Annotated in this window: 24 protein-coding genes; 15 read left to right on the top strand and 9 right to left on the bottom strand. The window is 57.5% G+C overall.

Annotated elements, in window-relative coordinates; all coding sequences use genetic code 11:
- Position 1: 1 nt before the first annotated feature.
- Positions 2-637, bottom strand: a complete 636-nt coding sequence (gene purN / locus F3J39_RS08230; RefSeq protein WP_104085279.1) for a phosphoribosylglycinamide formyltransferase — start codon at positions 635-637, stop codon at positions 2-4.
- Positions 634-1,674 carry a phosphoribosylformylglycinamidine cyclo-ligase gene (purM, locus tag F3J39_RS08225; RefSeq protein WP_039379553.1) on the bottom strand — a complete coding sequence of 347 codons (1,041 nt, stop codon included), beginning with the start codon at positions 1,672-1,674 and terminating at the stop codon, positions 634-636. Before purM ends, purN begins: the two co-directional genes overlap by 4 nt.
- Positions 1,675-1,914: 240 nt before the next feature.
- Here purM and upp point away from each other — a divergent pair, with 240 nt between their 5' ends.
- The 3 genes from upp to hda all read left to right on the top strand — a co-directional run bounded on the left by upp (position 1,915) and on the right by hda (position 4,868).
- On the top strand, positions 1,915-2,541 hold the full coding sequence (gene upp / locus F3J39_RS08220; RefSeq protein WP_039379551.1) for a uracil phosphoribosyltransferase: 627 nt from the start codon (positions 1,915-1,917) through the stop codon (positions 2,539-2,541).
- Positions 2,542-2,789: 248 nt separating this feature from the next.
- Entirely contained in the window at positions 2,790-4,073 is a 1,284-nt protein-coding gene (gene uraA / locus F3J39_RS08215) for a uracil permease (protein ID WP_104085278.1), read from the top strand.
- 93 nt (positions 4,074-4,166) lie between these two features.
- Positions 4,167-4,868 carry a DnaA inactivator Hda gene (gene hda, locus F3J39_RS08210; protein WP_211049497.1) on the top strand — a complete coding sequence of 234 codons (702 nt, stop codon included), beginning with the start codon at positions 4,167-4,169 and terminating at the stop codon, positions 4,866-4,868.
- 2 nt (positions 4,869-4,870) lie between these two features.
- Here the strand turns inward: hda and F3J39_RS08205 are convergent, their stop codons facing one another.
- Positions 4,871-6,334 (bottom strand): M48 family metallopeptidase, encoded by a 1,464-nt coding sequence (locus tag F3J39_RS08205; protein WP_094111936.1) that lies wholly within the window; start codon positions 6,332-6,334, stop codon positions 4,871-4,873.
- A gap of 645 nt (positions 6,335-6,979) precedes the next feature.
- Between F3J39_RS08205 and F3J39_RS08200 the strand changes: the two genes are divergently transcribed.
- The 4 genes from F3J39_RS08200 to F3J39_RS08185 all read left to right on the top strand — a co-directional run bounded on the left by F3J39_RS08200 (position 6,980) and on the right by F3J39_RS08185 (position 11,163).
- A complete protein-coding gene (locus tag F3J39_RS08200) occupies positions 6,980-7,585 on the top strand; it encodes a DsrE family protein (RefSeq protein WP_094111937.1) in 606 nt (201 codons plus the stop codon).
- Positions 7,586-7,609: 24 nt separating this feature from the next.
- Positions 7,610-8,218, top strand: a complete 609-nt coding sequence (locus F3J39_RS08195; RefSeq protein ID WP_094111938.1) for a DsrE family protein — start codon at positions 7,610-7,612, stop codon at positions 8,216-8,218.
- Between the two features lie 221 nt (positions 8,219-8,439).
- Entirely contained in the window at positions 8,440-10,032 is a 1,593-nt protein-coding gene (locus F3J39_RS08190; protein ID WP_104085276.1) for a sensor domain-containing diguanylate cyclase, read from the top strand.
- Between the two features lie 60 nt (positions 10,033-10,092).
- Entirely contained in the window at positions 10,093-11,163 is a 1,071-nt protein-coding gene (locus F3J39_RS08185; protein WP_104085275.1) for an AI-2E family transporter, read from the top strand.
- Positions 11,164-11,207: 44 nt separating this feature from the next.
- On the opposite strand, the gene bcp is transcribed toward F3J39_RS08185, so the two are convergent.
- Together bcp and F3J39_RS08175 are read right to left on the bottom strand one after the other, a co-directional pair.
- Positions 11,208-11,675 carry a thioredoxin-dependent thiol peroxidase gene (gene bcp, locus F3J39_RS08180; protein ID WP_071667909.1) on the bottom strand — a complete coding sequence of 156 codons (468 nt, stop codon included), beginning with the start codon at positions 11,673-11,675 and terminating at the stop codon, positions 11,208-11,210.
- Between the two features lie 141 nt (positions 11,676-11,816).
- Positions 11,817-12,383, bottom strand: a complete 567-nt coding sequence (locus F3J39_RS08175; protein WP_166714057.1) for a glycine cleavage system transcriptional repressor — start codon at positions 12,381-12,383, stop codon at positions 11,817-11,819.
- Positions 12,384-12,526: 143 nt separating this feature from the next.
- On the opposite strand from F3J39_RS08175, the gene dapA reads away from it, so the two are divergent.
- The 6 genes from dapA to ypfH all read left to right on the top strand — a co-directional run bounded on the left by dapA (position 12,527) and on the right by ypfH (position 19,054).
- Positions 12,527-13,405 carry a 4-hydroxy-tetrahydrodipicolinate synthase gene (dapA, locus tag F3J39_RS08170; protein WP_104085274.1) on the top strand — a complete coding sequence of 293 codons (879 nt, stop codon included), beginning with the start codon at positions 12,527-12,529 and terminating at the stop codon, positions 13,403-13,405.
- Positions 13,406-13,419: 14 nt separating this feature from the next.
- Positions 13,420-14,451 carry an outer membrane protein assembly factor BamC gene (gene bamC, locus F3J39_RS08165; RefSeq protein ID WP_071667912.1) on the top strand — a complete coding sequence of 344 codons (1,032 nt, stop codon included), beginning with the start codon at positions 13,420-13,422 and terminating at the stop codon, positions 14,449-14,451.
- 143 nt (positions 14,452-14,594) lie between these two features.
- Complete coding sequence (gene purC, locus F3J39_RS08160) at positions 14,595-15,308, top strand: phosphoribosylaminoimidazolesuccinocarboxamide synthase (RefSeq protein ID WP_039385608.1); 714 nt, start codon at positions 14,595-14,597, stop codon at positions 15,306-15,308.
- Positions 15,309-15,454: 146 nt separating this feature from the next.
- Positions 15,455-16,315, top strand: a complete 861-nt coding sequence (locus F3J39_RS08155; protein ID WP_166714056.1) for a neutral zinc metallopeptidase — start codon at positions 15,455-15,457, stop codon at positions 16,313-16,315.
- Positions 16,315-18,285, top strand: a complete 1,971-nt coding sequence (locus F3J39_RS08150) for a GNAT family N-acetyltransferase (RefSeq protein WP_166714055.1) — start codon at positions 16,315-16,317, stop codon at positions 18,283-18,285. Before F3J39_RS08155 ends, F3J39_RS08150 begins: the two co-directional genes overlap by 1 nt.
- 73 nt (positions 18,286-18,358) lie before the next feature.
- Positions 18,359-19,054 carry an esterase gene (gene ypfH / locus F3J39_RS08145; RefSeq protein WP_039379519.1) on the top strand — a complete coding sequence of 232 codons (696 nt, stop codon included), beginning with the start codon at positions 18,359-18,361 and terminating at the stop codon, positions 19,052-19,054.
- Positions 19,055-19,155: 101 nt separating this feature from the next.
- On the opposite strand, the gene F3J39_RS08140 is transcribed toward ypfH, so the two are convergent.
- The 4 genes from F3J39_RS08140 to acrD all read right to left on the bottom strand — a co-directional run bounded on the left by F3J39_RS08140 (position 19,156) and on the right by acrD (position 24,540).
- Complete coding sequence (locus F3J39_RS08140) at positions 19,156-19,344, bottom strand: YpfN family protein (protein ID WP_039379517.1); 189 nt, start codon at positions 19,342-19,344, stop codon at positions 19,156-19,158.
- A gap of 23 nt (positions 19,345-19,367) precedes the next feature.
- Entirely contained in the window at positions 19,368-20,495 is a 1,128-nt protein-coding gene (gene dapE, locus F3J39_RS08135; RefSeq protein WP_039379515.1) for a succinyl-diaminopimelate desuccinylase, read from the bottom strand.
- A 1-nt stretch (position 20,496) separates the two neighbouring features.
- Entirely contained in the window at positions 20,497-20,865 is a 369-nt protein-coding gene (locus F3J39_RS08130) for an ArsC family reductase (protein ID WP_071667924.1), read from the bottom strand.
- 558 nt (positions 20,866-21,423) lie between these two features.
- Positions 21,424-24,540 (bottom strand): multidrug efflux RND transporter permease AcrD, encoded by a 3,117-nt coding sequence (gene acrD / locus F3J39_RS08120; RefSeq protein WP_166714054.1) that lies wholly within the window; start codon positions 24,538-24,540, stop codon positions 21,424-21,426.
- A gap of 331 nt (positions 24,541-24,871) precedes the next feature.
- Between acrD and F3J39_RS08115 the strand changes: the two genes are divergently transcribed.
- Together F3J39_RS08115 and ansP are read left to right on the top strand one after the other, a co-directional pair.
- Positions 24,872-25,144 (top strand): DUF1471 domain-containing protein, encoded by a 273-nt coding sequence (locus tag F3J39_RS08115; RefSeq protein WP_166714053.1) that lies wholly within the window; start codon positions 24,872-24,874, stop codon positions 25,142-25,144.
- Positions 25,145-25,456: 312 nt separating this feature from the next.
- Positions 25,457-26,959: an L-asparagine permease gene (ansP, locus tag F3J39_RS08110; RefSeq protein WP_166714052.1), complete on the top strand. Its 1,503-nt coding sequence runs from the start codon at positions 25,457-25,459 to the stop codon at positions 26,957-26,959.
- The last annotated feature ends 24 nt before the right edge of the window (positions 26,960-26,983 follow it).

Here is a 26,983-nt window from a genome sequence, read left to right as displayed (position 1 = left end):
CCTACGGGGCGTACCCTTCTGCGGGCAGAGGCTGACCATCCAGCCATGCTTTGCCTTCGCGCATCACCAGCCGGCCATCCATAAACCAGCTAATGGCCAGCGGATAGATGGCATGCTCCTGATGCTGCACGCGTGCCGTTATTTCTGCTTCATCATCACCGGGAAAAATCGGTACCCGCGCCTGCAGAACGACCGGGCCACCATCCAGCTCATCGGTGACAAAATGCACCGACGTGCCGTGCTCTTTATCACCGTTCTCCAGCGCCTGGCGATGGGTATGCAGGCCAGGATACTTTGGCAGCAGGGAAGGGTGGATATTCAGCAGGCGATCGTGATAGTGCGCAACAAAGGCGCTGCTGAGGATGCGCATATACCCTGCCAGCACCACCAGATCGGGCTCAAAGGCGTCTATCTCCTGCATCAGCTGGCGATCAAAAGCTTCGCGATCGGGGAAGTCGCCGGGCGACAACGCCAGGCCCGGCACGCTCGCCTGCTGCGCGCGCGTCAGGCCGTAAGCGCTCTCTTTATTACTGAAAACGGCAGCAACGCTGCCGTTGATCCGCCCGCTGGCGCAGGCGTCAAGGATGGACTGAAGATTGCTGCCGTTGCCGGAGATCAGTACAACCAGTTTTTTCATGAATTGATAACCACACGCTCTGCGGAATCAGACGCCTTAATAACGCCGATTTTCCACGCCTGCTCACCGGCATCCTGCATCAGCTGTACCGCTTTGTCTGCTTCATCCGGGCTGAGGGCAATCACCATGCCGACGCCGCAGTTAAAGGTGCGATACATCTCATGGCGGCTGACGTTCCCCGCCTGCTGCAGCCAGCTGAACACCGCCGGCCACTGCCAGCTCTGCTCATCCAGTACCGCCTGCGTATTGTCAGGCAGCACGCGTGGGATGTTTTCCCAGAAGCCGCCGCCGGTAAGGTGGGCAATGGCGTGCACATCAACCTGCTCAATCAGGCTCAGGATATTTTTTACATAGATGCGGGTCGGGGCCAGCAGGTGATCGGCCAGCGATTTACCTTCCAGCTGCTCGCGTTCCGGATCGGTGGCGCTGACTTCCAGAATCTTGCGTACCAGCGAATAGCCGTTGGAGTGCGGGCCGCTTGCCCCGAGGGCAATCAGGACGTCACCATCCTGAACTTTACTGCCGTCGATGATCTCCGATTTCTCCACCACGCCGACACAGAAGCCAGCGACATCATAATCTTCGCCGTGATACATGCCCGGCATTTCCGCCGTCTCTCCGCCTACCAGCGCACAGCCTGACTGCAGGCAGCCTTCGGCAATACCGGTGATCACCGCAGAGGCGGTATCAACGTCCAGTTTGCCGGTAGCGTAGTAGTCGAGGAAGAACAGCGGCTCGGCGCCCTGTACCACCAGATCGTTCACACACATCGCAACCAGATCGATGCCGATGCTGTCGTGACGCTTAAGATCCATCGCCAGGCGCAGTTTAGTACCGACGCCATCCGTTCCCGAAACCAGCACCGGCTCGCGATATTTCTGCGGCAGCGCACACAGCGCGCCAAAGCCGCCCAGTCCACCCATCACTTCCGGGCGGCGGGTTTTCTTTACTACGCCTTTAATACGGTCAACCAGATCGTTACCAGCATCAATATCAACACCGGCGTCTTTGTAGCTGAGAGAGGTTTTGTCGGTCACTGCGGAATCCCCACGCGATTGCGATTGGTGGCAAAAATTAAGCGCGGCAATTCTAACAGCGCAGGCAAACGTTTGCGAGTCTGATCTCACGCCCGATATTCGTTATGTCAGATTTTCGCGATTCCGCTATTCTCAGGACAGGCAGCCATCCCCCTGCGCAATCCGCTGTGGCGCAAAAGCAAAAAGGCGGTATAATCCGGCGATTTTTTTTTAGCTCAACTCAATTCCGGGAGAATAATCATGAAAATCGTGGAAGTCAGACACCCGCTGGTTAAACACAAACTGGGCCTGATGCGTGAGCATGATATCAGCACCAAACGCTTTCGCGAGCTGGCCTCGGAAGTGGGCAGCCTGCTGACCTATGAAGCCACCGCCGATCTTGAAACCGAACGCGTAACGATTGAAGGCTGGAACGGCCCGGTTGATGTTGATCAAATCAAAGGTAAAAAAATTACCGTCGTTCCTATTCTGCGTGCCGGTCTTGGCATGATGGAAGGGGTACTGGAGCACGTGCCGAGCGCGCGTATCAGCGTGGTGGGTGTCTACCGCGATGAAGAGACGCTGGAGCCGGTGCCCTATTTCCAGAAGCTGGTCTCTAACATCGAAGAGCGCATGGCGCTGGTTGTCGATCCGATGCTGGCGACCGGTGGCTCAATGATTGCCACCATCGACCTGCTGAAAAAAGCGGGCTGCAGCAGCATCAAGGTGCTGGTACTGGTAGCGGCCCCGGAAGGTATTGCCGCGCTGGAGAAAGCGCATCCGGACGTTGAGCTGTATACCGCGTCAGTCGATCAGGGGCTGAATGAGAAAGGCTATATCATTCCAGGTCTCGGCGATGCCGGCGATAAGATCTTCGGAACGAAATAATGTTTACTCCGGGCTATGTTGCTGGTCGCGTTGCCTTCGGGCAGTGCCCGAAACCGCTGCCTGCGCCGGTACGCTCCGCGCTGACCGTGAGCCCAATGCCGCCGGCAACGCCCGGCCTGCAGCTGCAGGCAGAATATGCATTAGCATTTTTAAGACATAGTATTTGAGCAGCCGACCAGAGAGTCGGCTTTTTTTTAACAAAAAAACAGTAATTAACCGCCTGTCATACAGGAAGGGAAGGGGATACGATGACGAGACGTGCCATTGGGGTGAGCGAACGCCCGCCGCTGCTGCAAACCATTCCACTCAGCCTGCAGCATCTGTTTGCGATGTTTGGTGCCACGGTGCTGGTGCCGATCCTGTTTCATATTAACCCGGCGACCGTGCTGCTGTTCAACGGCGCTGGTACGCTGCTCTATCTGTTTATCTGCAAAGGTAAAATTCCTGCCTATCTCGGCTCCAGCTTCGCCTTTATTTCACCGGTACTGCTGCTGCTGCCGCTGGGTTACGAAGTGGCGCTGGGCGGCTTTATCCTCTGCGGTCTGCTGTTCTGCATTGTGGCGCTGATTGTGAAAAAAGCGGGCACCGGCTGGCTGGACGTGATGTTTCCACCCGCCGCGATGGGCGCTATTGTCGCCGTGATCGGGCTGGAGCTGGCAGGCGTGGCGGCCAATATGGCGGGCCTGCTACCGGCGGAAGGTACGGCACCGGACAGCACCACCGTACTGATCTCCATGGTGACGCTGGCGGTTACGGTGTTTGGCTCCGTGCTGTTTCGCGGTTTTCTTGCCATCATCCCGATTCTGATTGGTGTGCTGGTGGGCTATGCGCTCTCCTCAATGCTGGGCATTGTTGACTGGCGCAGCGTGGAAAACGCGCCCTGGTTTGCGCTGCCAACCTTCTACACGCCGCGCTTTGAGTGGGCGGCTATGCTGACCATTCTGCCTGCCGCGCTGGTGGTGATTGCCGAACACGTCGGGCATCTGGTCGTGACGGCAAATATTGTGAAAAAAGATCTGATCCGCGATCCGGGGCTGCACCGCTCTATGTTCGCCAACGGCCTCTCGACCATGTTCTCCGGCTTTTTTGGATCAACGCCCAATACCACCTATGGCGAAAATATCGGCGTCATGGCGATCACCCGCGTTTACAGCACCTGGGTTATTGGCGGGGCGGCGATTTTTGCCATTCTGCTCTCCTGCGTGGGCAAGCTGGCGGCAGCGATTCAGGCGATCCCGGTGCCGGTGATGGGCGGCGTATCGCTGCTGCTGTATGGCGTGATCGGCGCCTCCGGTATTCGCGTGCTGATTGAATCAAAAGTGGACTACAACAAAGCGCAGAACCTGATCCTGACCTCGGTGATCCTGATCATCGGCGTGAGCGGTGCCAAAGTCCATATCGGTGCGGCAGAGCTGAAAGGCATGGCGCTGGCCACGCTGGTCGGCGTTGCGCTGGCGCTGATTTTCCGCGTTATCAATATCTTACGTCCGGAAGAGGTGGTGCTGGAGGCGCAGGAGCAGCAGGATCGCTAAGCGCGGCCGCCGGGCAGGGACGCCTGGTTCATCTCTGCAGAGGATCGTGATAAACTTGCGCCGTTTTCTGCCCGCTCACTTGCTGAGGTACTTCTGAACACGCCGGCACAGCTCTCACTGCCACTCTACTTACCTGATGATGAAACCTTTGCCAGCTTCTGGCCAGGGGACAATCCGTCGCTGCTTGCCGCACTGCGCGGCGCACTGGCGCAGCAACACGGCAGCTATCTCTACTTCTGGTCGCGCGAAGGTGGTGGACGCAGTCACCTGCTGCACGCGGCGTGCGCCGAAATGTCTGCCCGCGATGAAGCGGTAGGCTATGTGCCGCTGGATAAGCGGACCTGGTTTGTGCCGGAGGTGCTGGAAGGCATGGAGAATCTGGCGCTGGTCTGCATCGACAATATTGAGTGTATTGCCGGGGAAGCGGAGTGGGAAATGGCGATATTTGACCTTTATAACCGCATTCTGGAAACCGGTAAAACCCGCCTGCTGATCACCGGCGATCGGCCGCCGCGCCAGCTCAGTCTTGGCCTGCCCGATCTGGCCTCCCGTCTCGACTGGGGACAAATCTATCGTCTGCAGCCGCTCTCAGATGAGGATAAATTACAGGCGCTACAGCTGCGTGCCGGGCTGCGCGGTTTTGAACTGCCGGAAGATGTCGGGCGTTTTCTGCTGAAGCGTCTCGATCGTGAAATGCGCACGCTGTTTGAAACGCTGGATCGTCTCGATCGCGCCTCTATCAGTGCCCAGCGCAAACTGACGATCCCGTTTGTTAAAGAGACGCTCGGACTCTGACGTTATCCTTTCTGATACTGCCGGAAACGCCGCTGCAGCTCACGCAGTTGATCGATACGGGCGTCATAACGCGCCTGCTTCAGGCTGCCAAGCGGCACCTGTGCGCTGGCGCTGCCCAGCGCGGTAATGGCCTGATCGAGCTGGCCGCTGAGCGCCAGGCTCTCCGCCCGCGCTGACAGCTCTTCATCGCGTAATCCCTGCGCCGCCGACGCCTGCGCCAGCAGATCCCAGGCGTTAAGATCGTCCGGATGGGCAAAGGTATAGCGGTTAAGAATGCGGCTGGCGCTGGCGGGCTGTTTCGCTTCCACATAAGCGTTAGCCAGGTTGAGCTGCAGCACCGGATTAGTGCCGCCGCCGCGGGCGCTGCTCAGCATGGCGATCGCCTGCTGCGGCTGGTTGAGCCCCAAATCGATATCGGTCATCAAATCAAGAAACCAGACGTTGTCCGGCTGTTTCGCCAGCAGCGGCGCCAGCGTACGTTTAGCATTCGCAAAATCTTTGGCCTGCAGAAACTGCACCGCTTTGCCATACTGCGCGGCCTGCTGTTCACGCAGATTGCCTTTCGCATACTCATTCAGCAGATCGTCGGTGAGCTGATTGCGGCCGGTAGGATACATGCCAAGCACACGCACCTTCGCCATATAGAAATCCTGCGACGACTGTACCACCACCGGACGCATCTGGTTTGCGCGGTTGCGCGCGTCAGAGAGACGGCTGTCAGGCAGCGGGTGCGTCAGCAGAATTTCCGGCGGGCGGGAGGAGAAGCGCGTCTGGTCGGCAAGCTTTTCCAGGAAAGCGGGCATCGCCTGCGGATCAAAACCGGCACGCTGCAGCACCTGAATACCGATGCGATCCGCCTCCTGCTCATTGCCCTGCGTGAAGCTGATGATGCCCTGCTGGGTGCCTGCCAGCGTACCGGTCAGCGCCGCCATTCCCGCCTGCGGATTTGCCATCGCCAGCAGAATAGAACCCAGCGCGCCAACCCAGGTCAGCGGCGCGCTGCGTTTCTGCTCCTCCATGGCGCGCGCCAGATGGCGCTGCGTCACGTGTGAAATCTCATGCGCCATCACCGAGGCGAGCTGGCTCTCATTATCGGTATAGCGGAACAGTGAGGCGTGCAGCACCACGTTGCCGCCAAAAAAGGCAAAGGCGTTGAGCTCGTCATTCTGGATCAGGAAAAAGTGAAACGGCGTGCGCACTGAACCGGCGTGCGCGACCAGACGCTGCCCCAGCTCATTAATGTACTGGTTCAGCAGCGGATCCTGAATCAGTGGCGCGCTGGCCCGCAGCTGGCGCACGTAAAAATCGCCCATCTGCAGTTCCTGATTAATCGATAGCGTGGAACCCGCCGTCGTGCCGATGTCGGGCAGATTATCACTGAGGTCGGCGCGTGCGCTGAAGGCGGGCGTCAGCAGCAGCGCAGGAATGAGGGTGGCCAGTACGGAGATACGCAGTCGGTTTAACATGCCTCGATCCTGATGATGCTCATCTGTCGCCGGACAGAAGAGAGGGTAAATGTTCGATGTGAATCGGGTTTTCTGCTCTGTCGCTATCTTAACCGCAGGCCGCCGGGTTGCAAAGAGAGCGGTCGCAGAAGCGCAAAACAGAGCGTGGAGAGCGATGAGTCGCTGATTTGCCGCAAAAAACTGAACAGTAATGCAGCGACAGATATAAGGTTATGCTGCGATGAATTCAAAGTTACGTAAAGTTGCTCAAAAATATTGAATCTGGCATGGATTTTTCCAGGTATTCTCTGAAAAACAGGGCTGGCCCGGCCTTAACTATCACTCTGTTCCATCAGCTTTTTTTATCATCAGCGCGGGATAAAAACGGACCTTAACAGAAATTAATGGTCAGGATTGATCCGTTCGTCAACCCGTGCAGTAAGCATAAATAAACCGATTTCCCGGCCATCTTATTCTGCAGCGCTGCCGCGATGACCATCGAATTCCCTGTTTAATCAGCACTGCTAATTATGTTGCGCGCAACTAAAGCGTAATGACACCGCGCCGGTCAGTCACGCCGTTCCGCATGCGCTGTGGTATAGATAAGGCACTTTTTTTCCCCCTATGAACTGTTAATACACGTGCCGTGTATGCCGGAGAGTATGTATGCGTTCAGCAGTAAGCTATGCCCTGATTGCTGTTCTGGGAGGCGTGGTCGGAGCAGGAATAATTAAAGGAGACGACCTCTATCAGCGTGTAGCGAAACATTTTACCGCTGAGCCTGCCGATCCCGAAGGATTTTGGAGCACGCCCGCCATTGAAGGCTATGGCAAAATTCATTATGAAGCGGATGCCGCATTTAAGCCGGCGGCCGGCCTGAGCAATAAGGTGGTTTTCCAGCTCACCAAAAATGAGGGTGACATCAAACGTCCTAACCTCGGGCTGGAGCGGGTTGCGCGCGTGGTTAACCTCTACGTTGCCTCCGGCGTTCCTGTTGATCAGCTGGAATTTGTTGTCTCCATGACCGGTGATGCGACGCCTGCCACGCTGGATGACAGCCACTTCAGACAGTTTTATGGCGTCGATAACCCTAATCTGCCGCTGATCAATGCGCTGAATAAGCTGGGCGTAAAAGTGTCCGTATGCGATCAGTCTGTTGCCTTTCACCACTATCCCAACGCCTGGATCGATCGTTCCGTGATCCATGCGCTCTCCAGCCCGACTACGGTCTCCACGCTGGAAAATCAGGGCTATGCCCTTTTGCAGATGTAATCGTTTCGGTTAAGGAGAAACAGAATGCGTGTAGCGTCTTATATTGTTATCGCCGCGCTGGCAGGATTTGTCGGCGGCAATGTGTTACAGCTTCCTGAGCTGGTGGATAAGGTCAGCGGTAAATTCGCCGATAAAAAAGCGGAGCCTGCTGACTTCTGGAGCACGCCGGCAATCGCCGGCTATGGCAAAATTCACTTCGTGAATACGCCTGACTACAACCCGGCAACGACGCCGGGGCTGAGCAATAAAATTGTGTTTCAGATCAACCGCAGCGAAGGCGATATTCACCAGGCTAACCTGGGCCTGGAGCGCGTGGCACGCGTGACCAACCTCTATTATGCTGCGGGCGTGCCGCTTAATCAGCTAAACTTTGTGGTCTCTATCAACAGCGATGCCGTACCGGCTGCGCTGAACAACGAGCAGTTTCATAAGGCGTACGGTTTTGATAACCCGAACCTGAAACTGATCGATGAGCTGAAAAAAGCGGGCGTTAAAGTCACTATCTGCGACCAGTCCGTGGCGTTTCACCAGCTGCAGCGTGACTGGATCGATACCCGCGTGACCCATACGCTCTCCAGCGGCACGACGGTTGCTACGCTGCAGAATGAAGGATACGCCTTTTTGATGCTGTAACATGCGCTGACAGCGGTGCAGGCCGCTGTCACTTCTCTGCCTCCCTCCGTAAACCGATCCAGCGTAAAACAGAGCTCTGTTGCCAGAGCAGCAGGATGATCCGTGCTGAAACGACCTGAGCGGTGTACACTTGCTTCTCTTTTATAACAACAAGTGACCCCCTTAATCACCACAGCGTCAGGCACGAAATCTATGAAGCAACCTATCCGCGCGGCAGCGTTATGCTGATGCGAATCCGGCCCAAAACTGACCTGCGAACGCTGATCGCGCTGCTGGCAATAATCAGTATTGTCATTACGCTGGCGAACACGCTTTATGCGACCTGGCGCGTGCAGCGTATGGTGCTGATTGAAACCACGCTGGAAGCCAATCGCGCCTATGCGACCAAGCTGGCGACCACCACGGAACTTTTCTTTCAGCAGGCACAGTCGCAGCTGCACTTCAGCGCTAATCTGCTGGGTCAGGCGTTTGATGATGAAGCACTTGCGCAGCAGGAAGTGAATCGCCTGCGCGAGCAGACCAGCAGTTTTAACTCCGTTGCGGTGGTGGACAGTAATGGCATCGTTAAAGCGATTTCACCGGAATCCCTGACGCTGAAAGGCATGCAGCTCACCAGTCAGGCGTCACGGGAAGCGCTGTCGCAGCGGCAGCCGCTGGTCAGCCGGGCAGTGATTTCGGCCGCAAACAACCTGATCGTGTTTGTTTCATGGCCGATCTGGAACAGCGAAGGGCGCTATCTGGGGTACGTGGGCGGCACGCTCTATCTGAAGAAAAAAAGCATCCTGAATGCGCTGCTGGGCGAGCAATATTATCGCGACGGGACGCAGGTCTTTGTTCTGGACCGCAATAATCAGGTGCTTTATCACCAGAACAGCCAGCTGGTGGGTAAAAGCGTGCCGGCGATTATCAGCGAACGCGAGCGGGCGGAGCGCAGCAGCGGTACCGCGCAGATCACAGAGAACAGCAGCAATAAGCTGATTGGCTACGCTGTGGTGCCCGGTACCGGCTGGATGGTCGTGGCGCTTAAGCCTGCGGCACTCACGCTGGCGCCGCTTTCCGGTCTGCTGCTGAACGTGCTGAAAAACTCGGTGCCGTTTGCGCTGCTGACGCTGCTGGTAGCGATCGTGCTGGCGCGGCTGATCGCGCTGCCGCTCTGGCAGCTGTCGCGGAAAGCCAGCCAGATGGATACGCAGGGGGTGTCGGCAGAGATCGGCGGCATCCGTGCGTGGTACTTTGAGGCGGCGCAGGTAAAGCGGGCGCTGCTGACCGGTATCGGACTGGTACAGGATAAAATCGGCCGGCTTAACTCAGAAGTACAAAGCGATCCTCTGACGCAGCTGCTCAACCGGCGAGGATTGCACGCCGTGCTCGACTATTTTGAGGCGATGCAGCAGCCATTTGCCGTGCTGGCGCTGGATATCGACCACTTTAAGCGGGTAAATGATAATTTTGGCCACGGCGCGGGTGATAACGTCATTAAGCAGGTGGCGCAGACGCTGCGCAGTAACGCCCGTCAGACGGATGTGGTCTGCCGTAACGGCGGCGAAGAGTTTCTGATGCTGCTGCCGGCTACCACGGTCGAAGAGGCGCGGGTTATCGCCGAGCGGGTGCGCGTCAGCATTGCGGAGAGCTGGATCGATCCGCCCGGCCATATCACGCTCTCGGTGGGCATCGCCTGCTGGCAGCCGCAGCAGGGCACGCAGGAGGAGAGTCTCCGGCAGGCGGATGCGGCGCTCTATCAGGCCAAGCACGCCGGACGAAACTGTGTGATGATTGCCGGCCATAACGCACTGGTCAGCAGCATTATACGCTGATATGCGGATCGATAAGCGGGCGGCAGCGTGCCGTGCCGGGGCAGTAAAAGGATAAGGTTGATGTTGTCTCTGTTGTTTCATTGGTACAAGCGTCGCTTCAGCGATCCGCAGGCGATTGGCCTGCTGGCGATCCTGCTGGCGGCGTTCTGCATTCTGTTTTTCTTTAGCGGGCTGCTGGCGCCGCTGCTGGTGGCGCTGGTGCTGGCTTATCTGCTGGAGTGGCCCGTAGTGCGGCTGCAGCGTATCGGCTGCAGCCGCAGCTGGGCAACCAGCATCGTGTTAATACTCTTCGCCGGCATTCTGCTGGTTATGGTACTGATAGTGGCGCCGGTTGCCTGGCAGCAGGGCATTAACCTGACGCGCGATCTGCCCAACATGCTCAATAAACTCTATGTCTCAGCGGCTGCGCTGCCACAGCGTTTTCCGGCACTGGTAGATGCAGGCATTATCGATATCATCGTAGAGAATCTGCGCAGCCGCCTGACCGGCCTGGGTGAATCCCTGGTGCGCTATTCGCTGGCCTCGCTGGTCGGTCTGATGACGCTGATGATCTATCTGGTGCTGGTCCCGCTGATGGTGTTTTTCCTGCTGAAAGATAAAGAGCAGATGCTGAATGCGGTGCGGCGCGTGCTGCCGCGTAATCGCGGGCTGGCGGGCACGGTATGGAAAGAGATGAATCAGCAAATCACCAACTATATTCGCGGCAAAGTGCTGGAGATGGCGGTGACAGGCGTAGTCAGCTGGATCGCCTTTTTAGTGCTGGGGCTCAATTACGCGCTGCTGCTGGCGGTGCTGGTGGGCGTTTCGGTGCTGATCCCTTACGTGGGCGCGCTGGCCGTTACGCTGCCGGTCATTGGCGTCGGGCTGTTTCAGTGGGGGCTTAGCAGCGATTTCTGGACGCTGATGGTGGTGTATCTGGTGATCCAGGCGCTGGATGGCAACGTACTGGTGCCGGTGCTGTTTTCAGAAGCGGTAAATCTGCATCCGCTGGTGATTATTCTCTCCGTGGTCATTTTTGGCGGACTGTGGGGCTTCTGGGGCGTATTTTTTGCTATTCCGCTGGCCACGCTGGTAAAAGCGGTTGTACGCGCCTGGCCGGAAACCACGCCGGAACGGCAGATCGCAGAGTAAGAAATAGCGGGAAGCGGTGCGCAGCAAAGGCGCACCGCTTTTGATCAGGCAGACTTCACGTAATCAAGCACGATATCGTGATGGTCTGCGGTTTTAAAGCTGTCGAACACCTTTTCCACTTTACCATCCTGACCAATCAGGAAACTGATGCGGTGGATGCCGTCGTAGCTTTTGCCCATAAATGACTTCTCACCCCAGACGCCAAACTGCTCGCACACCTGGTGATCTTCATCAGAAAGCAGCGTGAAATTCAGCAGCTCTTTCTCAACAAAACGGGACAGTTTTTCCGGCTTGTCGGTGCTGATACCCAGTACCTCTACGCCCGCTTTTTTCAGCTCGTCCATGTTGTCACGCAGGCCGCAGGCCTGAGTAGTACAGCCTGGCGTCATCGCTTTCGGGTAGAAATAGACCAGAACACGCTGTCCCTGGAAGTCGGCCAAATTTACTTGTTCGCCATCCTGATCGGGCAAGCTAAATTTCGGTGCGGTATCACCGGCTTTCAGTGGATTCATCACAACTCTCCGTTTTTTGTTCATGCTGCGGGTATGACACCCGGCAGTGCCTGCTGGCTGGCCGGACGTTTACCTCAGGGTTATTTCACAACACGTTATGCTGCTGCAACAGAGTGTGTGGCGAAATAACCCGGAGCCTGATTACAGGACATTGCTGCTGTCGTCGGTGACACTATAGAGGCGAATTGAGCCTTGTGCATGCAGTTCTTCACACAGCTGATTAAACGCCTGCTCTATCGGTGCGCTTACCCGGTTCGCCGGACTGTGTGCTGTCATCTGAATATAGAGTACCGGCTGTTCATTGTCCTGAGCCGGGTTAATACGCGACACCAGCTCAGCGATGTTCAGCTGATGTTTATCAAGCAGATCGGTAAAGCGCTCAATAATGCGTGGCGAATCCGGCACTTCTACCTGAATCCGGACCGTCACCGGCATCGGTGGCGTCGCGCGCGCGTTCGTGCGCTTCATTACGATCAGCAGCTCCAGCTCAGCGCCTTTCATCGGCAGCGTGGATTCAATCAGCGTAATGGCGTTCCAGCTGCCGGAAAGCAGCATAATAAAGGTGAACTCATCGCCGAGCATCGCCAGACGGCTATCTTCTATATTGCAGCCGCAACTGCTGACGTGGCAGGTAATGGCGTTAACGATACCCGGACGATCGACGCCAAGAGCAGTGATGACCAGATGATGCGGCTGTGGCTGCGACAAAATGAGTTTTCCTGTACGTTCGCTAATAACTATAAGGTAAACATAAAAAAAACTGCTGACAAGCGCGGGAATGGGCTGGCTCGCTTGCTTTTCTTTGAAGGTAAAACGTAACATGAGGCACTTGTTTGTCGAGGGGATAGCCCATGTTCACCGGAAGTATTGTTGCACTCATTACGCCTATGAATGACCAGGGCCAGGTTTGCCGCCCGAGTCTGAAAAAACTGATTGATTATCATGTCGCCAGCGGAACCGCAGCGATCGTTTCTGTTGGCACCACCGGCGAATCTGCAACGCTCAGCCATGAAGAGCATGGTGACGTGGTGATGCAAACCCTGGAGCTGGCCGATGGCCGTATTCCGGTTATCGCCGGAACGGGCGCTAACGCCACTGCCGAAGGGATCTCTCTGACAAAACGCTTTACCGGCACCGGCGTGGTCGGCTGCCTGACCGTGACGCCTTATTACAATCGTCCGACTCAGGAAGGGCTTTACCAGCACTTCAAAGCGATTGCGGAAAGCACCGATCTGCCGCAGATGCTCTATAACGTTCCGTCGCGTACCGGCTGCGATATGCTGCCGGAGACCGTGGCGCGCCTGGCTGAAATTAAAAATATTATCGGTATTAAAGAAGCGACCGGGAACTTATCGCGGGTTTCACAGATCCAACAGCTGGTTGGTGACGAGTTCATTATTGTCAGCGGCGATGATGCCACTGCGCTGGATTCCATGCAGCTGGGCGGCAAAGGCGTCATTTCTGTCACCGCTAACATTGCGGCGCGTGAAATGGCTGAACTCTGTGCGCTGGCGCAGGAAGGCAAATTTGCCGAAGCGCGTAACCTGAATCAGCGTCTGATGCATCTGCACCAGACGCTTTTCTGTGAGCCCAATCCTATTCCGGTAAAATGGGCCGCAAAACAGCTGGGATTGATCGCGGATGACACGCTGCGCCTGCCAATGACGCCGCTGACCAGCGCGGGCCAGGAAAAAACGGCGCAGGCACTTATCAAAGCGGGTCTGCGTTAATTTAGGGAGAATCAATGAGTTTTTCAGTTAAGCGCTCGACGCTGGTAACGGTAGCAGGTCTCTCCACTCTGATGCTGCTGACAGCCTGTTCCAGCGATCAGCGTTACAAGCGCCAGGTAAGCGGCGATGAGTCCTATCTTCAGACGCCTGAACTGCGCGATCTGAACGCGCCGGCAGGGGCAATACTGCCGATACAGAACGGCGACTATGAGGTTCCGCATCGCGTAGCTAATGGCGCGCTGGGTAAAGCACTCGATATTCGTCCGCCGGCGCAGCCGCTGGCGCTGATGAACGGTACGCGCGCGCAGTTCACCGGTAATACCGGCGTACTGGCGCTGGAAAGCAGTCGCGGTTCTATCTGGTCACAGGTGGTCAACGTGGTGCAATCCTACAAGTTCCCGATTGCCCAGCGTAACGATGCCGGGCAGCAGCTCACCACCGACTGGGTGCAGTGGAACCGCGCAGATGAAGATAATCAGTATCGCGGCCGCTATCAGATCAGCGTGCAGAATCAGGGGTATCAGCAGGTCCTGACGGTGCGTCTGCTTGAGCTGCAGCAGCAGGGTGAGACGGTAACGTCACCGGCACAGGTTCAGCGCTATACCGGCCAGATGCTCAACGATCTCAGTACCGGTCTGGATAAGATCGATACTGCCAGTCAGGATGCTGCCGCCGGACGTGCGACCGGACAGATCGACGTCCAGAGCGGTGCAGATGAAACCGGCCTGCCGCTGCTGATCCTGCGCTCGCCGTTTAACGTCACCTGGCAGCGACTGCCGGCGGCGCTGCAGCGTGCTGGCATGGAAGTGACGGATGACAACCGTTCGCAGGGCAGTCTGAAAGTGACCTATAAGCAGCCGGGCAGCAGCGCGTTTGACGCGATTGGCGCCAAAGATCCGGAGTTGCCGAACGGTGACTATAAGCTGCAGGTAGGCGACCTTGATAACCGCAGTAGTCTGCAGTTTATCGATCCTAAGGGTCACGTGCTGACCCAGGCGCAGAACGATGCGCTGGTGGCCGTCATGCAGGGCGCACTGAATAAATAATTGTGTAAAGGCCGGAGATTCTCCGGCCTTTTTGTTTTGATTTTGGCATAATGGCGCCCGGCGAGGTAAACGATTGCGTCACGCAGTCGTCGCGCGGTGGAACACCGCTGAACACGGGTTATTTCATGTCTGGAGTTAACAAGATGCAAAAGCGAGCTGAGTTGTATCGCGGTAAAGCGAAAACCGTATACAGTACCGACAATCCGGATTTGCTGGTACTTGAGTTCCGCAACGATACATCAGCAGGAGACGGGGCACGAATCGAACAGTTTGATCGTAAAGGCATGGTGAACAACAAGTTTAACCACTTTATTATGACCAGACTGCAGGAAGCGGGCATTCCTACTCAGATGGAAGCGCTGCTGTCTGATAACGAAGCGCTGGTGAAAAAGCTGGAGATGGTGCCGGTAGAGTGCGTGATCCGCAACCGCGCGGCCGGATCGCTGGTCAAACGCCTTGGGGTGGAAGAGGGCATGCTGCTCAGTCCGCCGCTGTTTGATCTCTTCCTGAAAGATGACGCCAAACATGATCCCATGGTCAACGAGTCTTACTGCGAAACCTTTGGCTGGGTCAGTAAAGCGAACCTGGCGCGTATGCAGGAGCTGACGTATAAAGCCAACGAGGTGCTGAGCAAACTGTTTGATGATGCCGGTCTTATCCTGGTCGATTTCAAGCTGGAGTTTGGTCTGTTTAACGGCGAAGTCACGCTGGGCGACGAGTTCTCACCCGATGGCGCGCGTTTGTGGGACAAAGAGACCATGGACAAAATGGATAAAGACCGTTTCCGTCAGAGCCTCGGCGGCGTCGTGGAAGCGTATGAAGCTGTAGCACACCGCCTCGGGGTCAAACTCGACTAAACCGCATTACGCGGCAGGTGCTATCGGGTCGTCTCTGCAGACGGCCCTTTTTTATATCCGTCATCTGCCTGCCTGCAACGCTGGTGATTATGCCTGGCGCCATCTAAAATCATGCCTATCTGAAGATAAATAAACAGGAGCAGGCCATGCGCTGGCAAGGGCGTCGTGAAAGCGACAATGTGGAAGATCGTCGCGGCGAATCATCAGGTTTTGGCAGTGGCGGGCGACAGATCCGGCTGCCGCGCGGGAAAGGCGGCATTATCCTGCTGGTCGTTGTGGCGGTGGCCGGATATTACGGCTATGACCTTACCGGACTGCTGGGCGGCGGTGGCAGCGCACCGGTGCAGCAGCGCCAGGTGGACTCCGCACAGGATAACGAGGCGGCGAAATTTACCTCGGTGATCCTCGCGACAACCGAAGATACCTGGGACAAGCTGTTTAAGCAGATGAACAAACAGTATGTGCCACCAAAACTGGTGATGTATCGCGGCGTGACGCGCACCCACTGCGGAACCGGTCAGGCGGCGATGGGGCCGTTTTACTGTCCGGCTGACCAGAGCGTCTATATCGACCTCTCTTTCTACGATGAGATGAAAACCAAACTCGGCGCAGGCGGCGACTTTGCGCAGGGCTACGTCATTGCGCATGAGGTGGGTCACCACGTGCAGAAGCTGCTGGGTATTGAGCCGAAAGTACGTGAAATGCAGCAGGGTGCCAGTGAGAAACAGGTGAATCAGCTGTCGGTGAAAATGGAGCTGCAGGCGGACTGCTTTGCCGGCGTCTGGGGCCACTATATGCAGCAGCAGAACATTCTGGAAGTGGGCGATCTGCAGGAAGCGCTTAACGCGGCCGAAGCGATTGGTGACGACCGCCTGCAGCAGCAGAGCCAGGGGCGCGTAGTGCCGGACAGCTTTACGCACGGCACATCTGAACAGCGCTATACCTGGTTTAAACGTGGTTATGACGGCGGCGATCCGGGCCAGTGCAACACCTTCGCCACTAACTGATGTCCTGTGCGGTTATCACGGCGGCGATGCAGCAGGCAGGCATCCGCCGCTTAGCGGTTATAGCAGGTGATGCAGAGTGGGCGCGCGAGCAGGCCGGTCTATGGCAGCAGGCGCTGCCGGGTGACTGGATCACGCTCAGCAGCGCCTGCGACCTGACGCCGCACGTTGCCCCGACAGCGCTGCGAACGCTGCTGGGACGTGAATTTACCCATGCGCTGTTCGATGCGCGGCACGGCTTTCACGCTGAGGCTTTTGCCGCGCTGGCCGGTACGCTGCGCGCCGGCAGCTGGCTGCTGCTGCTGACGCCCCCGTGGGAGAGCTGGGCGACAGCTGCCGATGCGGACAGCCTGCGCTGGGCCGATGTCGCAGAGCCCATCGCCACGCCCCGTTTTATACGCCGCCTGCAGCAGCTGATGCTGAAAGATGACGAGGTGCTGCTGCAGCGCCAGCATCTGCCGGTACGTCAGCCGGCCGCAGGTGTCTGGCCGCGCTGGCAATGCCAGGCGCCACAGCAGCAGGCGGCTATTCTTGCTCAGCTGCAGGCGATCGCTTCCGGGGTGGCGGTGGTTACCGCACCGCGCGGGCGCGGCAAGTCGGCGCTGGCCGGCATGCTGGCACGTAATACAACGCACGCGCTGGTCACCGCTCCGGCGAAGGTGTCAACAGAGGTGCTGGCGCAGTTTGCCGGTGAGCAGTTTTCCTTTATGGCCCCTGATGCGATCCTGCAGCAGCCGATCGATCCGCTGCCTGCATGGCTGATCGTTGATGAGGCAGCCGCGATCCCGGCGCCGCTGCTGCAGCAGCTGGTTGCACGCTTTCCGCGTGTGCTGCTGACCACAACGGTGCAGGGGTACGAGGGCACCGGACGCGGCTTTCTGCTGCGCTTCTGCGCCACCCTGCCTGACGTCCGCTATTTCACGCTGGATGAGCCCCTGCGCTGGTGCGCACAGGATCCGCTGGAGCAGTGGCTCAACCGCGCGCTGCTGTTTGAAGAAGCGGATCGCGCCGCACCCGCATCTGAAATCACGTTATACCGAGCGACGCCGGATGCGCACCCCGCTGCGCTGGAGGCGGGCTATCGTCTGCTGGCGAGCGCGCACTATCGCACTTCGCCCCTCGACCTGCGCCGCCTGCTGGACGCGCCGGGGATGCAGCTCTGGCTGGCTGGCGCAGCAGAGAGCGTGGCCGGTGCCCTGTGGCTGGTTGAAGAGGGCGGACTGGATGCAGAACTGGCGCAGGCTGTCTGGGCCGGCACGCGTCGCCCGCGCGGTAATCTGGTCGCGCAGTCACTGGCGGCACACGCCGGTTTCAGCGCGGCGGCTACGCTGCGCTCTCTGCGTATCAGCCGCATTGCGGTGACGGCCGCCCGCCGTCAGCAGGGCATTGGCCGGGCGCTGGTTTCACAGGCGCGTCAGCAGGCCGCCGGCTGTGATTTTCTCTCGGTGAGCTTTGGTTACACGGCGGCGCTGTGGCGCTTCTGGCACGCCTGCGGCTTTACGCTGGTGCGGGTCGGATCGCAGCGTGAAGCGAGCAGCGGCTGCTACGCCGCAATGGCCATCTGCGCACTGACGCCGGCCGGGAAACTGCTGCAGACGCAGGCGGCGCAGCGTCTGGCGCGCGATGCCGTCTGGCTGAACGATCTCATCGATTTACCGCTGCCAGAGGAAGCGGGGCTGTCGCAGGATATTAATGAAGAGGATGTGGTGCTGCTGGCAGGTTTTGCCTGGGCACAGCGTCCGTTCGAGGCGAGCTATGCGGTGCTGCAGCGGCTGGTGCGCATACAACCACAGCCGTTAATGCAGGCCATACTGCTTCAGAAACAGACGCTGAGCGAGGCGGGCAGCAGCGCCGGCCTCAGCGGCCGTAAGGCGGTGGTACAGCGGCTGCGTCAGGAGACGGCTGAGGCGCTTGAACGGCTCGATCCGCAGTCAGCGCAGGCCTGGCAACAGCGGCTGACGTTGTTGCAATAAATCAGCGCTCTTGTTCAAATTTTCCCGGTATCACTCTGCTGGCTGCGGCGTATAGTGAATACAGGAGGTCAGTATGGCTTTACGATATGTTGTTGTTCAGCAGCCGGTGCAGGCTGCTCAGCTTTTTTTGCTTTACCACGGCGCTGATGATAACCCTGATGCGATGGCACAAATTGGCACCTGGTTTGCTGAGGCGTTTCCGGACGCGCAGGTGGTGTCAGTAGGTGCCCCTTATACCGGTAGTGTGCCGCAGGGCCGCCAGTGGTTTATGGACTATCCCGCTCAGGATCGCTCGCCGCAGCAGTGTGTCGATGCGGTCATGCCGCTATTTATCGAGTCTGTCCGGCACTGGCAGCGTACTGCTGGCGTCCGGCCCGAAGCGACGGCGCTGGTCGGGTTCTCGCAGGGCAGCACCATGGTTCTGGAGGGCGTAAAAGCGCAGCCGGAGCTGGCGGGACGGGTGGTGGCGTTTAGCGGGCGCTATACCACGCTGCCGGAACGCGCCAGCAGGCGTAATACCATTCATCTTATTCACGGCGACGATGACGAACAGGTACCGCTACAGCATGCTGAAGCGGCGAACCAGCGTCTGACCGAGCTGGGCGGCGATGTGACGCTGGATGTGGTGAACGATCTGCCGCATGCGATAGATGAACGCAGCATGGCGCGGGCGCTGCATCATCTGCGCTATACCATACCGCGCCGCTATTTTGATGAAGCATTGAGCGGCGCCAAACCAAACGACGACGATGTTGTGATGTTTCTGTAGGGGCGGGCGGCATGAATGCCGCCCCTGCAACCAATCCGCCCCCTACGGGTTATTGTAGGGGGCGCATTTATGCGCCCCTGATGTTTTTACGCGCCCCTGGCCTATTTTTTCTTTGGCCAGTCATCTTCATCATCCCACTTATCGTTGAAATCACGATGCGGAGGTAAATCCGGCCGGTTATCCATATATTTCTTATGATCGATGCGCTTGAGATCTTTATAGACGTTCATCAGTACGCCCACCATCAGCACAATCACCAGGATCCACCAGTACTCTTTTAACCACTCCATGCCCCGTCTCCTTGTTTATGCGGTCAGGCAATCAGCTGCTCCATAATGCGCTGATACATGCGGCTCAGCAGCTGCAGATCTGACGCTTTGACGCACTCATTGATTTTATGAATTGTGGCGTTAACCGGGCCAAGCTCCACCACCTGCGCTCCCATACGGGCAATAAAGCGTCCGTCGGAAGTGCCGCCCGTGGTCAACAGCTGCGGCTTAATTTCATTATAGTGCGTTACGGCGTTTACCACGGCGTCAACCAGCCTGCCGCGTGACGTCAGGAAAGGCTGTCCGGAAACGGTCCACTCCAGCGTATAGCGCAGCTGATGGCGGTCCAGCAGTTCCGTCACGCGATCTTTAATCATCTGATCGGTCAGCTCGGTGCTGAAGCGAAAGTTAAACTGCACAAAAAATTCGCCGGGAATAACGTTATTGCTGCCGGTACCCGCCTGCACATTCGCAATCTGCATGCTGGTTGGCGGAAAGAATGCGTTGCCCTGATCCCACTCGGTGGCCACCAGCTCATTCAGCGCCGGCATGGCACGGTGTACCGGATTATCCGCCAGGTGCGGGTAGGCGACATGTCCCTGCACGCCGTGCAGCGTCAGGTTTGCGGTCATTGAACCGCGCCGGCCGTTTTTCACCACATCCCCGACGATCTCTGTACTGGAGGGCTCACCCACCAGGCAGTAATCCAGCCGTTCATGACGCGCCATCAGGCGCTCCACCACTTTGACCGTGCCGTTGACCGCGCTGGCCTCTTCATCGGAGGTGATCAGAAACGCCAGGCGGCCCTTGTGCTGCGGATGCGCAGCGACAAAACGTTCAGCGGCGACCACCATCGCTGCCAGCGAGCCCTTCATATCGGCGGCACCGCGCCCAAACAGCATGCCGTCGCGGATAGTGGGCTCAAACGGCGGGTTGATCCAGCGGTTTGCATCACCGGGCGGTACGACATCAGTGTGTCCGGCAAACGCTAAGGTTTCACCGTGACCGCGCGTGGCCCAGACGTTCAGCGTGTCATTAATATGCATCTGCTCAATCTGAAAACCGATCGCCTCCAGGCGGGCGATCAGCAAGGCCTGACAGCCCGCATCATCCGGACTTAGCGAAGGGCGACGGATGAGCTGCTGAGCCAGCTCAATAACCGGACAGAACATGTTATGACTTCTCCTGAATAAAAGCGTGGTAAAGATCGGCGCTGTAGCCCGGCAGCAGGCTGCCATCGGGGGCGGCAAGCAGCGGACGTTTAATGATGGCAGGCTGTGCCAGCATCACGGCGCTGGCGCTGGCGGCATCCTTAATCGCGGCACGTTCTGCTTCCGGCAGCCTGCGCCAGGTGGTACCGCGCGTATTCAGCAGGGCTTCATAGCCAAGCCGATCGATAAAGTGCTGCAGCAGCGCGGCATCCAGTCCATCCGCGCGATAATCGTGAAACCGGTAGTCGATGCCGGACGCGGTTAGTGCATTGCGCGCTTTTTTTACGGTGTCGCAATTTTTGATTCCGTACATCACCCACTGCGCTGTCATAGCTGTTTCCCGTTCTGCAAAAAAATCTGCGCGCGAGTTTACCACAGCGGGGTGCGCGCGGTGAGCGTCAGTGGATATTGCCTGCATTTTTCATCATCTGCGGCCTTTAATCGAAAACGCTAATCAGGACCAGTAAGCGCTTTCATTCTGAGCGCAAACTGCCCGCTGTCTTATTATCAGGCCGGTAAGGATTATCTTAATCACGGAATTGTGCTACAGAATGAAAAAAACATTATTTTTCATTCTGAACAGAAGCTTGCAGAAATGTGCGTTACGGCACAAAAAAGAAAAACTGCAGCTTTTCCCCGCTTCTGCCGATAGTGATAAGAGGTGGAAACGTATTCACCTGCAGAAAAAAGCGGCGTACAATTGCCATCACAATAAGAGAGGTTGTTATGGTTGAACATGAACTGGGGAACTGGAAAGAATTTATCGAAGCGATGTTACGTAAGTAACGCGTGACGAGGAAAGCAGGGCGTTTCCCCCCTTGCTGTAATTCTGACCACACACATCAATAGAGCCGCCGGGAGCTTCTCCCGGCGGCTTTTTTCATGCCGGCTAATCGTGCGGTTTCTCACGCAGCGGAAAGCGACGCCGGACCAGCACAAAGAACAGGGGTACAAAGAAAATAGCCAGCAGCGTGGCTGTCAGCATACCGCCCAGAACGCCGGTCCCTACCGCGTGCTGACTGCCTGAACCCGCGCCGCTGCTGATCGCCATTGGCAGGACGCCAAACATAAAGGCAAGTGAAGTCATTAATATCGGACGCAGGCGCTGACGCGAGGCTTCCAGAGTGGCCTCCTTTAACTCACGGCCTTTGCTGTTGATCTCATTCGCAAACTCCACGATCAGAATCGCGTTTTTCGCCGAAAGCCCGATCACCGTCAGCAGCCCGACCTGAAAATAGACATCGTTTTCCAGTCCGCGCAGCCATGTTGCCAGCAGAGCACCGACAACACCCAGCGGCACAACCAGCATCACCGAAAAGGGAATAGACCAGCTTTCATAGAGCGCAGCGAGACACAAAAACACCACCAGCAGCGAAATAGCATAGAGCGCCGGGGCCTGCGCGCCGGATAATCGTTCCTGATAAGATGCGCCGGTCCACTGGAAGCTTACCCCGAGCGGCAGCTGCGCCACCAGCTTCTCCATCTCATCCATGGCGGTTCCGCTGCTGACGCCGCTGGCCGCTTCGCCAACAATTTCCAGCGAGGCGTAGCCGTTATAGCGCTCCAGGCGCGGTGAGCCGGTTTCCCAGCGGCTGGTGGCAAACGCAGAGAAGGGCACCATGCCGCCGCTGCTGTTGCGCACGTACCATTTATTGATATCGCCGGGCAGCATACGAAACTCCGGTGCCGACTGCACATAGACCTTTTTAACCCGGCCGCGATCGAGAAAATCATTCACATAGGTCGATCCCCAGGCGGTAGAGAGGGTCTGGTTGATGGTGTCCAGCGAGACGCCGAGCGCCTGCGCTTTGCGCTGGTCGATATCGATCTGCAGCTGCGGCGTATCGTCCAGGCCATTATGCCGCACGCGCGACAGCGCCGGATCGGCTGACGCCAGCGCCAGCAGCTTATCGCGCATCGCCATCATCTGCGTGTGCCCGATACCGCTGTGATCCTGCAGCTGCAGATCAAAGCCCGAGGAGCTGCCCATGCCGCTGATGGCCGGGGGGCTGCTGGCGACCACGCGTGCTTCAGCAATCGCGGCAAATGCGCGGGTAGCGCGCTCAATAATGGCAAAAGAGGTGCGGTCGTCACCGGGACGTTGATCCCAGGGCGTGAGGCGGACAAACAGTCGCGCCACGTTCTGACCGTTGCCGCCAGGCCCGGATCCAATGGTGGCAAACACGGACGTGACGTTCTCTTTTTCCGCCGTAAGGTAGTAACGTTCAACTTTCTCAACCACGCGGGAGGTCTGCTGCAGCGTTGAACCCGGCGGCAGCTGAATCTGCGTCATAAATACGCCGCGATCTTCCAGCGGCAGAAAAGAGGTCGGCAGACGCAAAAACAGAAAAGCCATCAGGCCGATCAGCGCGGCATAGAGCAGCATCCAGCGGCCACTCTGGCGCAGCAGTCGCGCAACGCCCCGTTCGTAGCGCTGAGTGCTGGCGTTAAACGCGCGGTTAAACCAGCCGAAAAATCCGCGCTGACCGTGATGTTCACCCTGTTTCAGCGGCTTAAGCAGCGTGGCGCAGAGGGCGGGCGTCAGGATCATCGCCACCAGTACTGACAGCACCATAGCGGAGACAATCGTAATGGAGAACTGGCGATAAATGGCACCCACCGTGCCACCAAAAAAGGCCATCGGGACAAAGACCGCGGAGAGAACCAGCGCAATGCCCACCAGCGCGCCCTGTATCTGCCCCATCGATTTGCGCGTGGCGGCCCGTGGCGATAACCCTTCCTCGCTCATGATGCGCTCAACGTTTTCCACGACCACGATCGCATCATCAACCAGCAGGCCAATGGCCAGCACGACGGCAAACATGGTCAGGGTATTAATACTGAAGCCGCAGATATAGAGCACGGTAAACGTACCCAGCAGCACCACCGGCACCGCGATAGTGGGGATCAGCGTGGCGCGAAAATTCTGCAGAAAGAGATACATCACCAGAAACACCAGCAGGATCGCTTCCAGCAGCGTTTTTACGACATCTTTTATGGAGGCCTTAACAAAAGGCGTGGTTTCAAATGCGATTTTCGCTTCAAGGCCGGGGGGAAAATAGTGTGCCAGCTCCGCGACGCGGGCGCGAACCAGCCGGTCAGTATTCATCTCATTCGCGCCGGAAGCCAGCTTAACCCCCAGGCCTGATGCGGACTGACCGTTATAGCGACTCAGGTAGTCATATTTCTCTGCGCCCATGGCGATACTGGCAACATCACCGAGCGTGACAACTGCACCGCTGCCGCTGCTTTTTAAGGTAATGGCGCGAAACTGCTCCGGCGTCTGCAGCATGGACTGCGCGTTGACCGTGGCATTCAGCGCCTGCTTCTCTACCGACGGCAATCCGCCGACCTGGCCGACGGCGACCTGGGTATTTTGTGACTCAATCGCCTGAATGATATCGGCGGTCGTGAGCGCATAGCGCGTCAGTTTGACGGGATCGAGCCAGATGCGCATAGCGTACTGTGACCCATAGGCATCCACCTGACCGACGCCATCGATGCGGCTGAGCGGATCCTGGATGTTACTGGCAACGTAATCAGCAATATCCTGCTTATCCATGCTGCCATCGGTGGAGACAAACGCAATCATCAGAATGTTGCTGTCGCCGGTTTTATTAACGTTAACCCCCTGCGCCTGAACGGCGGCCGGAAGTTTGCGCAGTGCGCTCTGCAGCTGGTTCTGCACCTGCTGACGCGCCTCATCGGGATCGGTACCGGCGAGAAAGGTCAGCGTAATCTGCACCTGGCCGGTATTGCTGCTGTTGGAGGACATATACATCAGGTTATCGATGCCGGTCATATTCTGTTCGATAACCTGCGTAACGGTATTCTCCAGCGTCTGGGCAGAGGCGCCGGGATAATTGGCCGTGATGCGGACATTGGGCGGAGCAAGATCCGGATACTGTTCAACCGGAAGCGAGGTGATAGCCAGCGTGCCGCACAGACAGAGTAAAATCGCCAGAACCCAGGCAAATACCGGGCGGTCGATAAAAAAGTCCGACATAACTCTGTTACTCCTCAGCGGCAGCTTGTCATTATTATATGAGCAGCGCACGGCTGGCGCGCTGGCAGGCGAGGCGGGCACACTCTGCAGGCGCCTGCCCGCTTTACTTTACGCGGTGTAAATCAGAGAAACGTGGAGTAATTATGGAAGAAATGTAAATGTTGCGTGGCCGGACGGCTCAACCGGTGCCGTACTGCTTTACCTTTCCCGGCAATACAGACATTAATCTGGCTAAACATTAAACAGATTTACCGACCGCCTGGCCTGGTTTGCACAGGCTTGCCAATACTTCTCCTGTCACCCGCTATTTTCTGCCACTCAGGAGATCCTTATGAAACGAGCTACTACCCTCTTTGGTGCGGCCCTGCTTGCCACCGCAAGTTTTTCCACGCTGGCTGCTACGCCGCTGAGCGAGGCGGATGCCCAAAACATGCAGCCTGCAGGCACCATATCGGTCAGCGGCGTGCGCGGCACGCTGGATGACGCCACCCGCCAGCTGTCGCAAAAAGCGGAAGAGATGGGCGCCACACACTTTCGCGTCATTGGCGCGCAGAATCCTGGCGACTCCAGCTTCTGGAACGGCAGCGCTGAAATCTATCGCTAATGCGTTACCCGGGAGCTGCGCAACCGGGCATTTCCCGGCCCGATTTTCTGCTTTTCTGACGCCATCCTGACCGGTCACGCTGCTGACCGGTTTTTTTTGTGCGTCACGACCGATTCTTACAAATCAGATCGTGCGTCCAGCCAGTATATTTTGCTTCGTTCATGCAGAACGGGTAGGATTCATCGCCGTAATTTCCCGGGTCGCCACGCGCATCGTTCCACTGCTCCGGCACCGGTTTTTTACTCCATTTCGCACCGCAGGCGCAAACGATTGGTCAGCCGGTGATTGATGGTCAGGACAAACAGGAAAGCTATGAAACATACTAAAAAAACGCCCGACGAACAGCGTGCTGCGAGAAGGCGCTGGCTGAACTCTCACGATACCGGTTACCACAAAGCAATGGGTAACCGACAGGTACAAATGATCGCCATTGGCGGTGCTATCGGCACTGGTCTGTTCCTCGGCGCAGGCGCACGCCTGCAGCTGGCAGGTCCGGCGCTGGCACTGGTCTATCTGGTGTGCGGCATCTTCTCTTTCTTTATTCTCCGTGCGCTGGGCGAGCTGGTACTGCATCGCCCCTCAAGCGGCAGCTTTGTCTCCTATGCGCGTGAATTCCTCGGGGAAAAAGCGTCTTATGTAGCGGGCTGGATGTATTTCGTTAACTGGGCGATGACCGGGATTGTCGATATCACCGCCGTGGCGCTTTATATGCATTACTGGGGCGCGTTTGGCGACGTACCGCAGTGGGTATTTGCGCTCGGCGCGCTGGCCATTGTCGGCACCATGAACATGATTGGCGTTAAGTGGTTCGCCGAAATGGAGTTCTGGTTTGCGCTGGTCAAAGTGCTGGCAATTGTGATCTTCCTGATTGTTGGCGTGGTGTTTCTCGGTACCGGCAAACCGCTCGACGGCAACGCGACCGGCTTCCATCTGATCACCGATAACGGCGGTCTCTTCCCGCATGGCCTGATGGCCGCGCTGGTGCTGGTGCAGGGAGTGGTATTTGCCTTTGCCTCGATTGAGCTGGTAGGAACCGCGGCCGGCGAGTGCAAAGATCCTAAAACCATGCTGCCCAAAGCGATCAACAGCGTGATCTGGCGTATTGGCCTGTTCTATGTGGGTTCCGTGGTGCTGCTGGTGCTGCTGCTGCCGTGGAACGCCTACCAGGCGGGACAGAGTCCGTTTGTGACTTTCTTCTCAAAGCTGGGCGTTCCCTATGTCGGCAGTATTATGAACATTGTGGTACTGAGCGCGGCGCTCTCCAGCCTTAACTCCGGTCTCTATTCAACCGGCCGTATTCTGCGATCCATGTCGATGGGCGGCTCAGCGCCGCAGTTTATGTCGAAGATGAGCAAGCAGCAGGTGCCGTATGCCGGTATCCTGGTCACGGTTGCGGTTTACATCGTTGGCGTGGTGCTGAACTACTACGTGCCGTCGCAGGTGTTTGAGATTGTCCTGAACGTTGCCTCGCTGGGGATCATCTCTTCCTGGGGCTTTATCGTGGTCTGCCAGATGCGTCTGCGCAAAGCGATCAAAGAGGGCAAGGCTGAGAATGTCAGCTTTAAGCTGCCGTGGGCGCCGTTCACCTCCTGGCTGACGCTGCTGTTCCTGCTCAGCGTGCTGGTGCTGATGGCGTTCGACTACCCTAACGGCACCTATACCATCGCTTCCATTCCTCTGATCGCCGTACTGCTGGTGCTTGGCTGGTTTGGCGTACGCAAGCGCGTCCAGGCAGAGGCAATGAAAGAGCATGAGGTGCACGCGGATGAGAGCAGCGATGCGTCACCGCAGCTGGCGGACGAAAGCGGACGCTAAACCTTTCTCTGTAGCGTAACGGGA

The sequence above is a fragment of the Pantoea sp. Acro-807 genome (genome assembly GCF_011752675.1).
Classification (GTDB): domain Bacteria; phylum Pseudomonadota; class Gammaproteobacteria; order Enterobacterales; family Enterobacteriaceae; genus Pantoea; species Pantoea eucrina.
This window is presented reverse-complemented; position numbering and strand designations above follow the sequence as displayed.

What these genes read in the sequence shown, in the direction of transcription:
- upp (WP_039379551.1), top strand. Translation starts at nt 1,915, where the DNA reads ATGAAAATCGTGGAAGTCAGACACCCGCTGGTTAAACACAAACTGGGC.
- dapE (WP_039379515.1), bottom strand. Translation starts at nt 20,495, where the DNA reads ATGTTCTGTCCGGTTATTGAGCTGGCTCAGCAGCTCATCCGTCGCCCT.
- F3J39_RS08195 (WP_094111938.1), top strand. Translation starts at nt 7,610, where the DNA reads ATGCGTGTAGCGTCTTATATTGTTATCGCCGCGCTGGCAGGATTTGTC.
- F3J39_RS08190 (WP_104085276.1), top strand. Translation starts at nt 8,440, where the DNA reads ATGCTGATGCGAATCCGGCCCAAAACTGACCTGCGAACGCTGATCGCG.
- ypfH (WP_039379519.1), top strand. Translation starts at nt 18,359, where the DNA reads ATGGCTTTACGATATGTTGTTGTTCAGCAGCCGGTGCAGGCTGCTCAG.
- bcp (WP_071667909.1), bottom strand. Translation starts at nt 11,675, where the DNA reads ATGAATCCACTGAAAGCCGGTGATACCGCACCGAAATTTAGCTTGCCC.
- bamC (WP_071667912.1), top strand. Translation starts at nt 13,420, where the DNA reads ATGAGTTTTTCAGTTAAGCGCTCGACGCTGGTAACGGTAGCAGGTCTC.
- F3J39_RS08205 (WP_094111936.1), bottom strand. Translation starts at nt 6,334, where the DNA reads ATGTTAAACCGACTGCGTATCTCCGTACTGGCCACCCTCATTCCTGCG.
- F3J39_RS08155 (WP_166714056.1), top strand. Translation starts at nt 15,455, where the DNA reads ATGCGCTGGCAAGGGCGTCGTGAAAGCGACAATGTGGAAGATCGTCGC.
- F3J39_RS08185 (WP_104085275.1), top strand. Translation starts at nt 10,093, where the DNA reads ATGTTGTCTCTGTTGTTTCATTGGTACAAGCGTCGCTTCAGCGATCCG.
- dapA (WP_104085274.1), top strand. Translation starts at nt 12,527, where the DNA reads ATGTTCACCGGAAGTATTGTTGCACTCATTACGCCTATGAATGACCAG.
- F3J39_RS08130 (WP_071667924.1), bottom strand. Translation starts at nt 20,865, where the DNA reads ATGACAGCGCAGTGGGTGATGTACGGAATCAAAAATTGCGACACCGTA.
- acrD (WP_166714054.1), bottom strand. Translation starts at nt 24,540, where the DNA reads ATGTCGGACTTTTTTATCGACCGCCCGGTATTTGCCTGGGTTCTGGCG.
- F3J39_RS08115 (WP_166714053.1), top strand. Translation starts at nt 24,872, where the DNA reads ATGAAACGAGCTACTACCCTCTTTGGTGCGGCCCTGCTTGCCACCGCA.
- ansP (WP_166714052.1), top strand. Translation starts at nt 25,457, where the DNA reads ATGAAACATACTAAAAAAACGCCCGACGAACAGCGTGCTGCGAGAAGG.
- uraA (WP_104085278.1), top strand. Translation starts at nt 2,790, where the DNA reads ATGACGAGACGTGCCATTGGGGTGAGCGAACGCCCGCCGCTGCTGCAA.
- F3J39_RS08140 (WP_039379517.1), bottom strand. Translation starts at nt 19,344, where the DNA reads ATGGAGTGGTTAAAAGAGTACTGGTGGATCCTGGTGATTGTGCTGATG.
- F3J39_RS08150 (WP_166714055.1), top strand. Translation starts at nt 16,315, where the DNA reads ATGTCCTGTGCGGTTATCACGGCGGCGATGCAGCAGGCAGGCATCCGC.
- purC (WP_039385608.1), top strand. Translation starts at nt 14,595, where the DNA reads ATGCAAAAGCGAGCTGAGTTGTATCGCGGTAAAGCGAAAACCGTATAC.
- purN (WP_104085279.1), bottom strand. Translation starts at nt 637, where the DNA reads ATGAAAAAACTGGTTGTACTGATCTCCGGCAACGGCAGCAATCTTCAG.
- F3J39_RS08200 (WP_094111937.1), top strand. Translation starts at nt 6,980, where the DNA reads ATGCGTTCAGCAGTAAGCTATGCCCTGATTGCTGTTCTGGGAGGCGTG.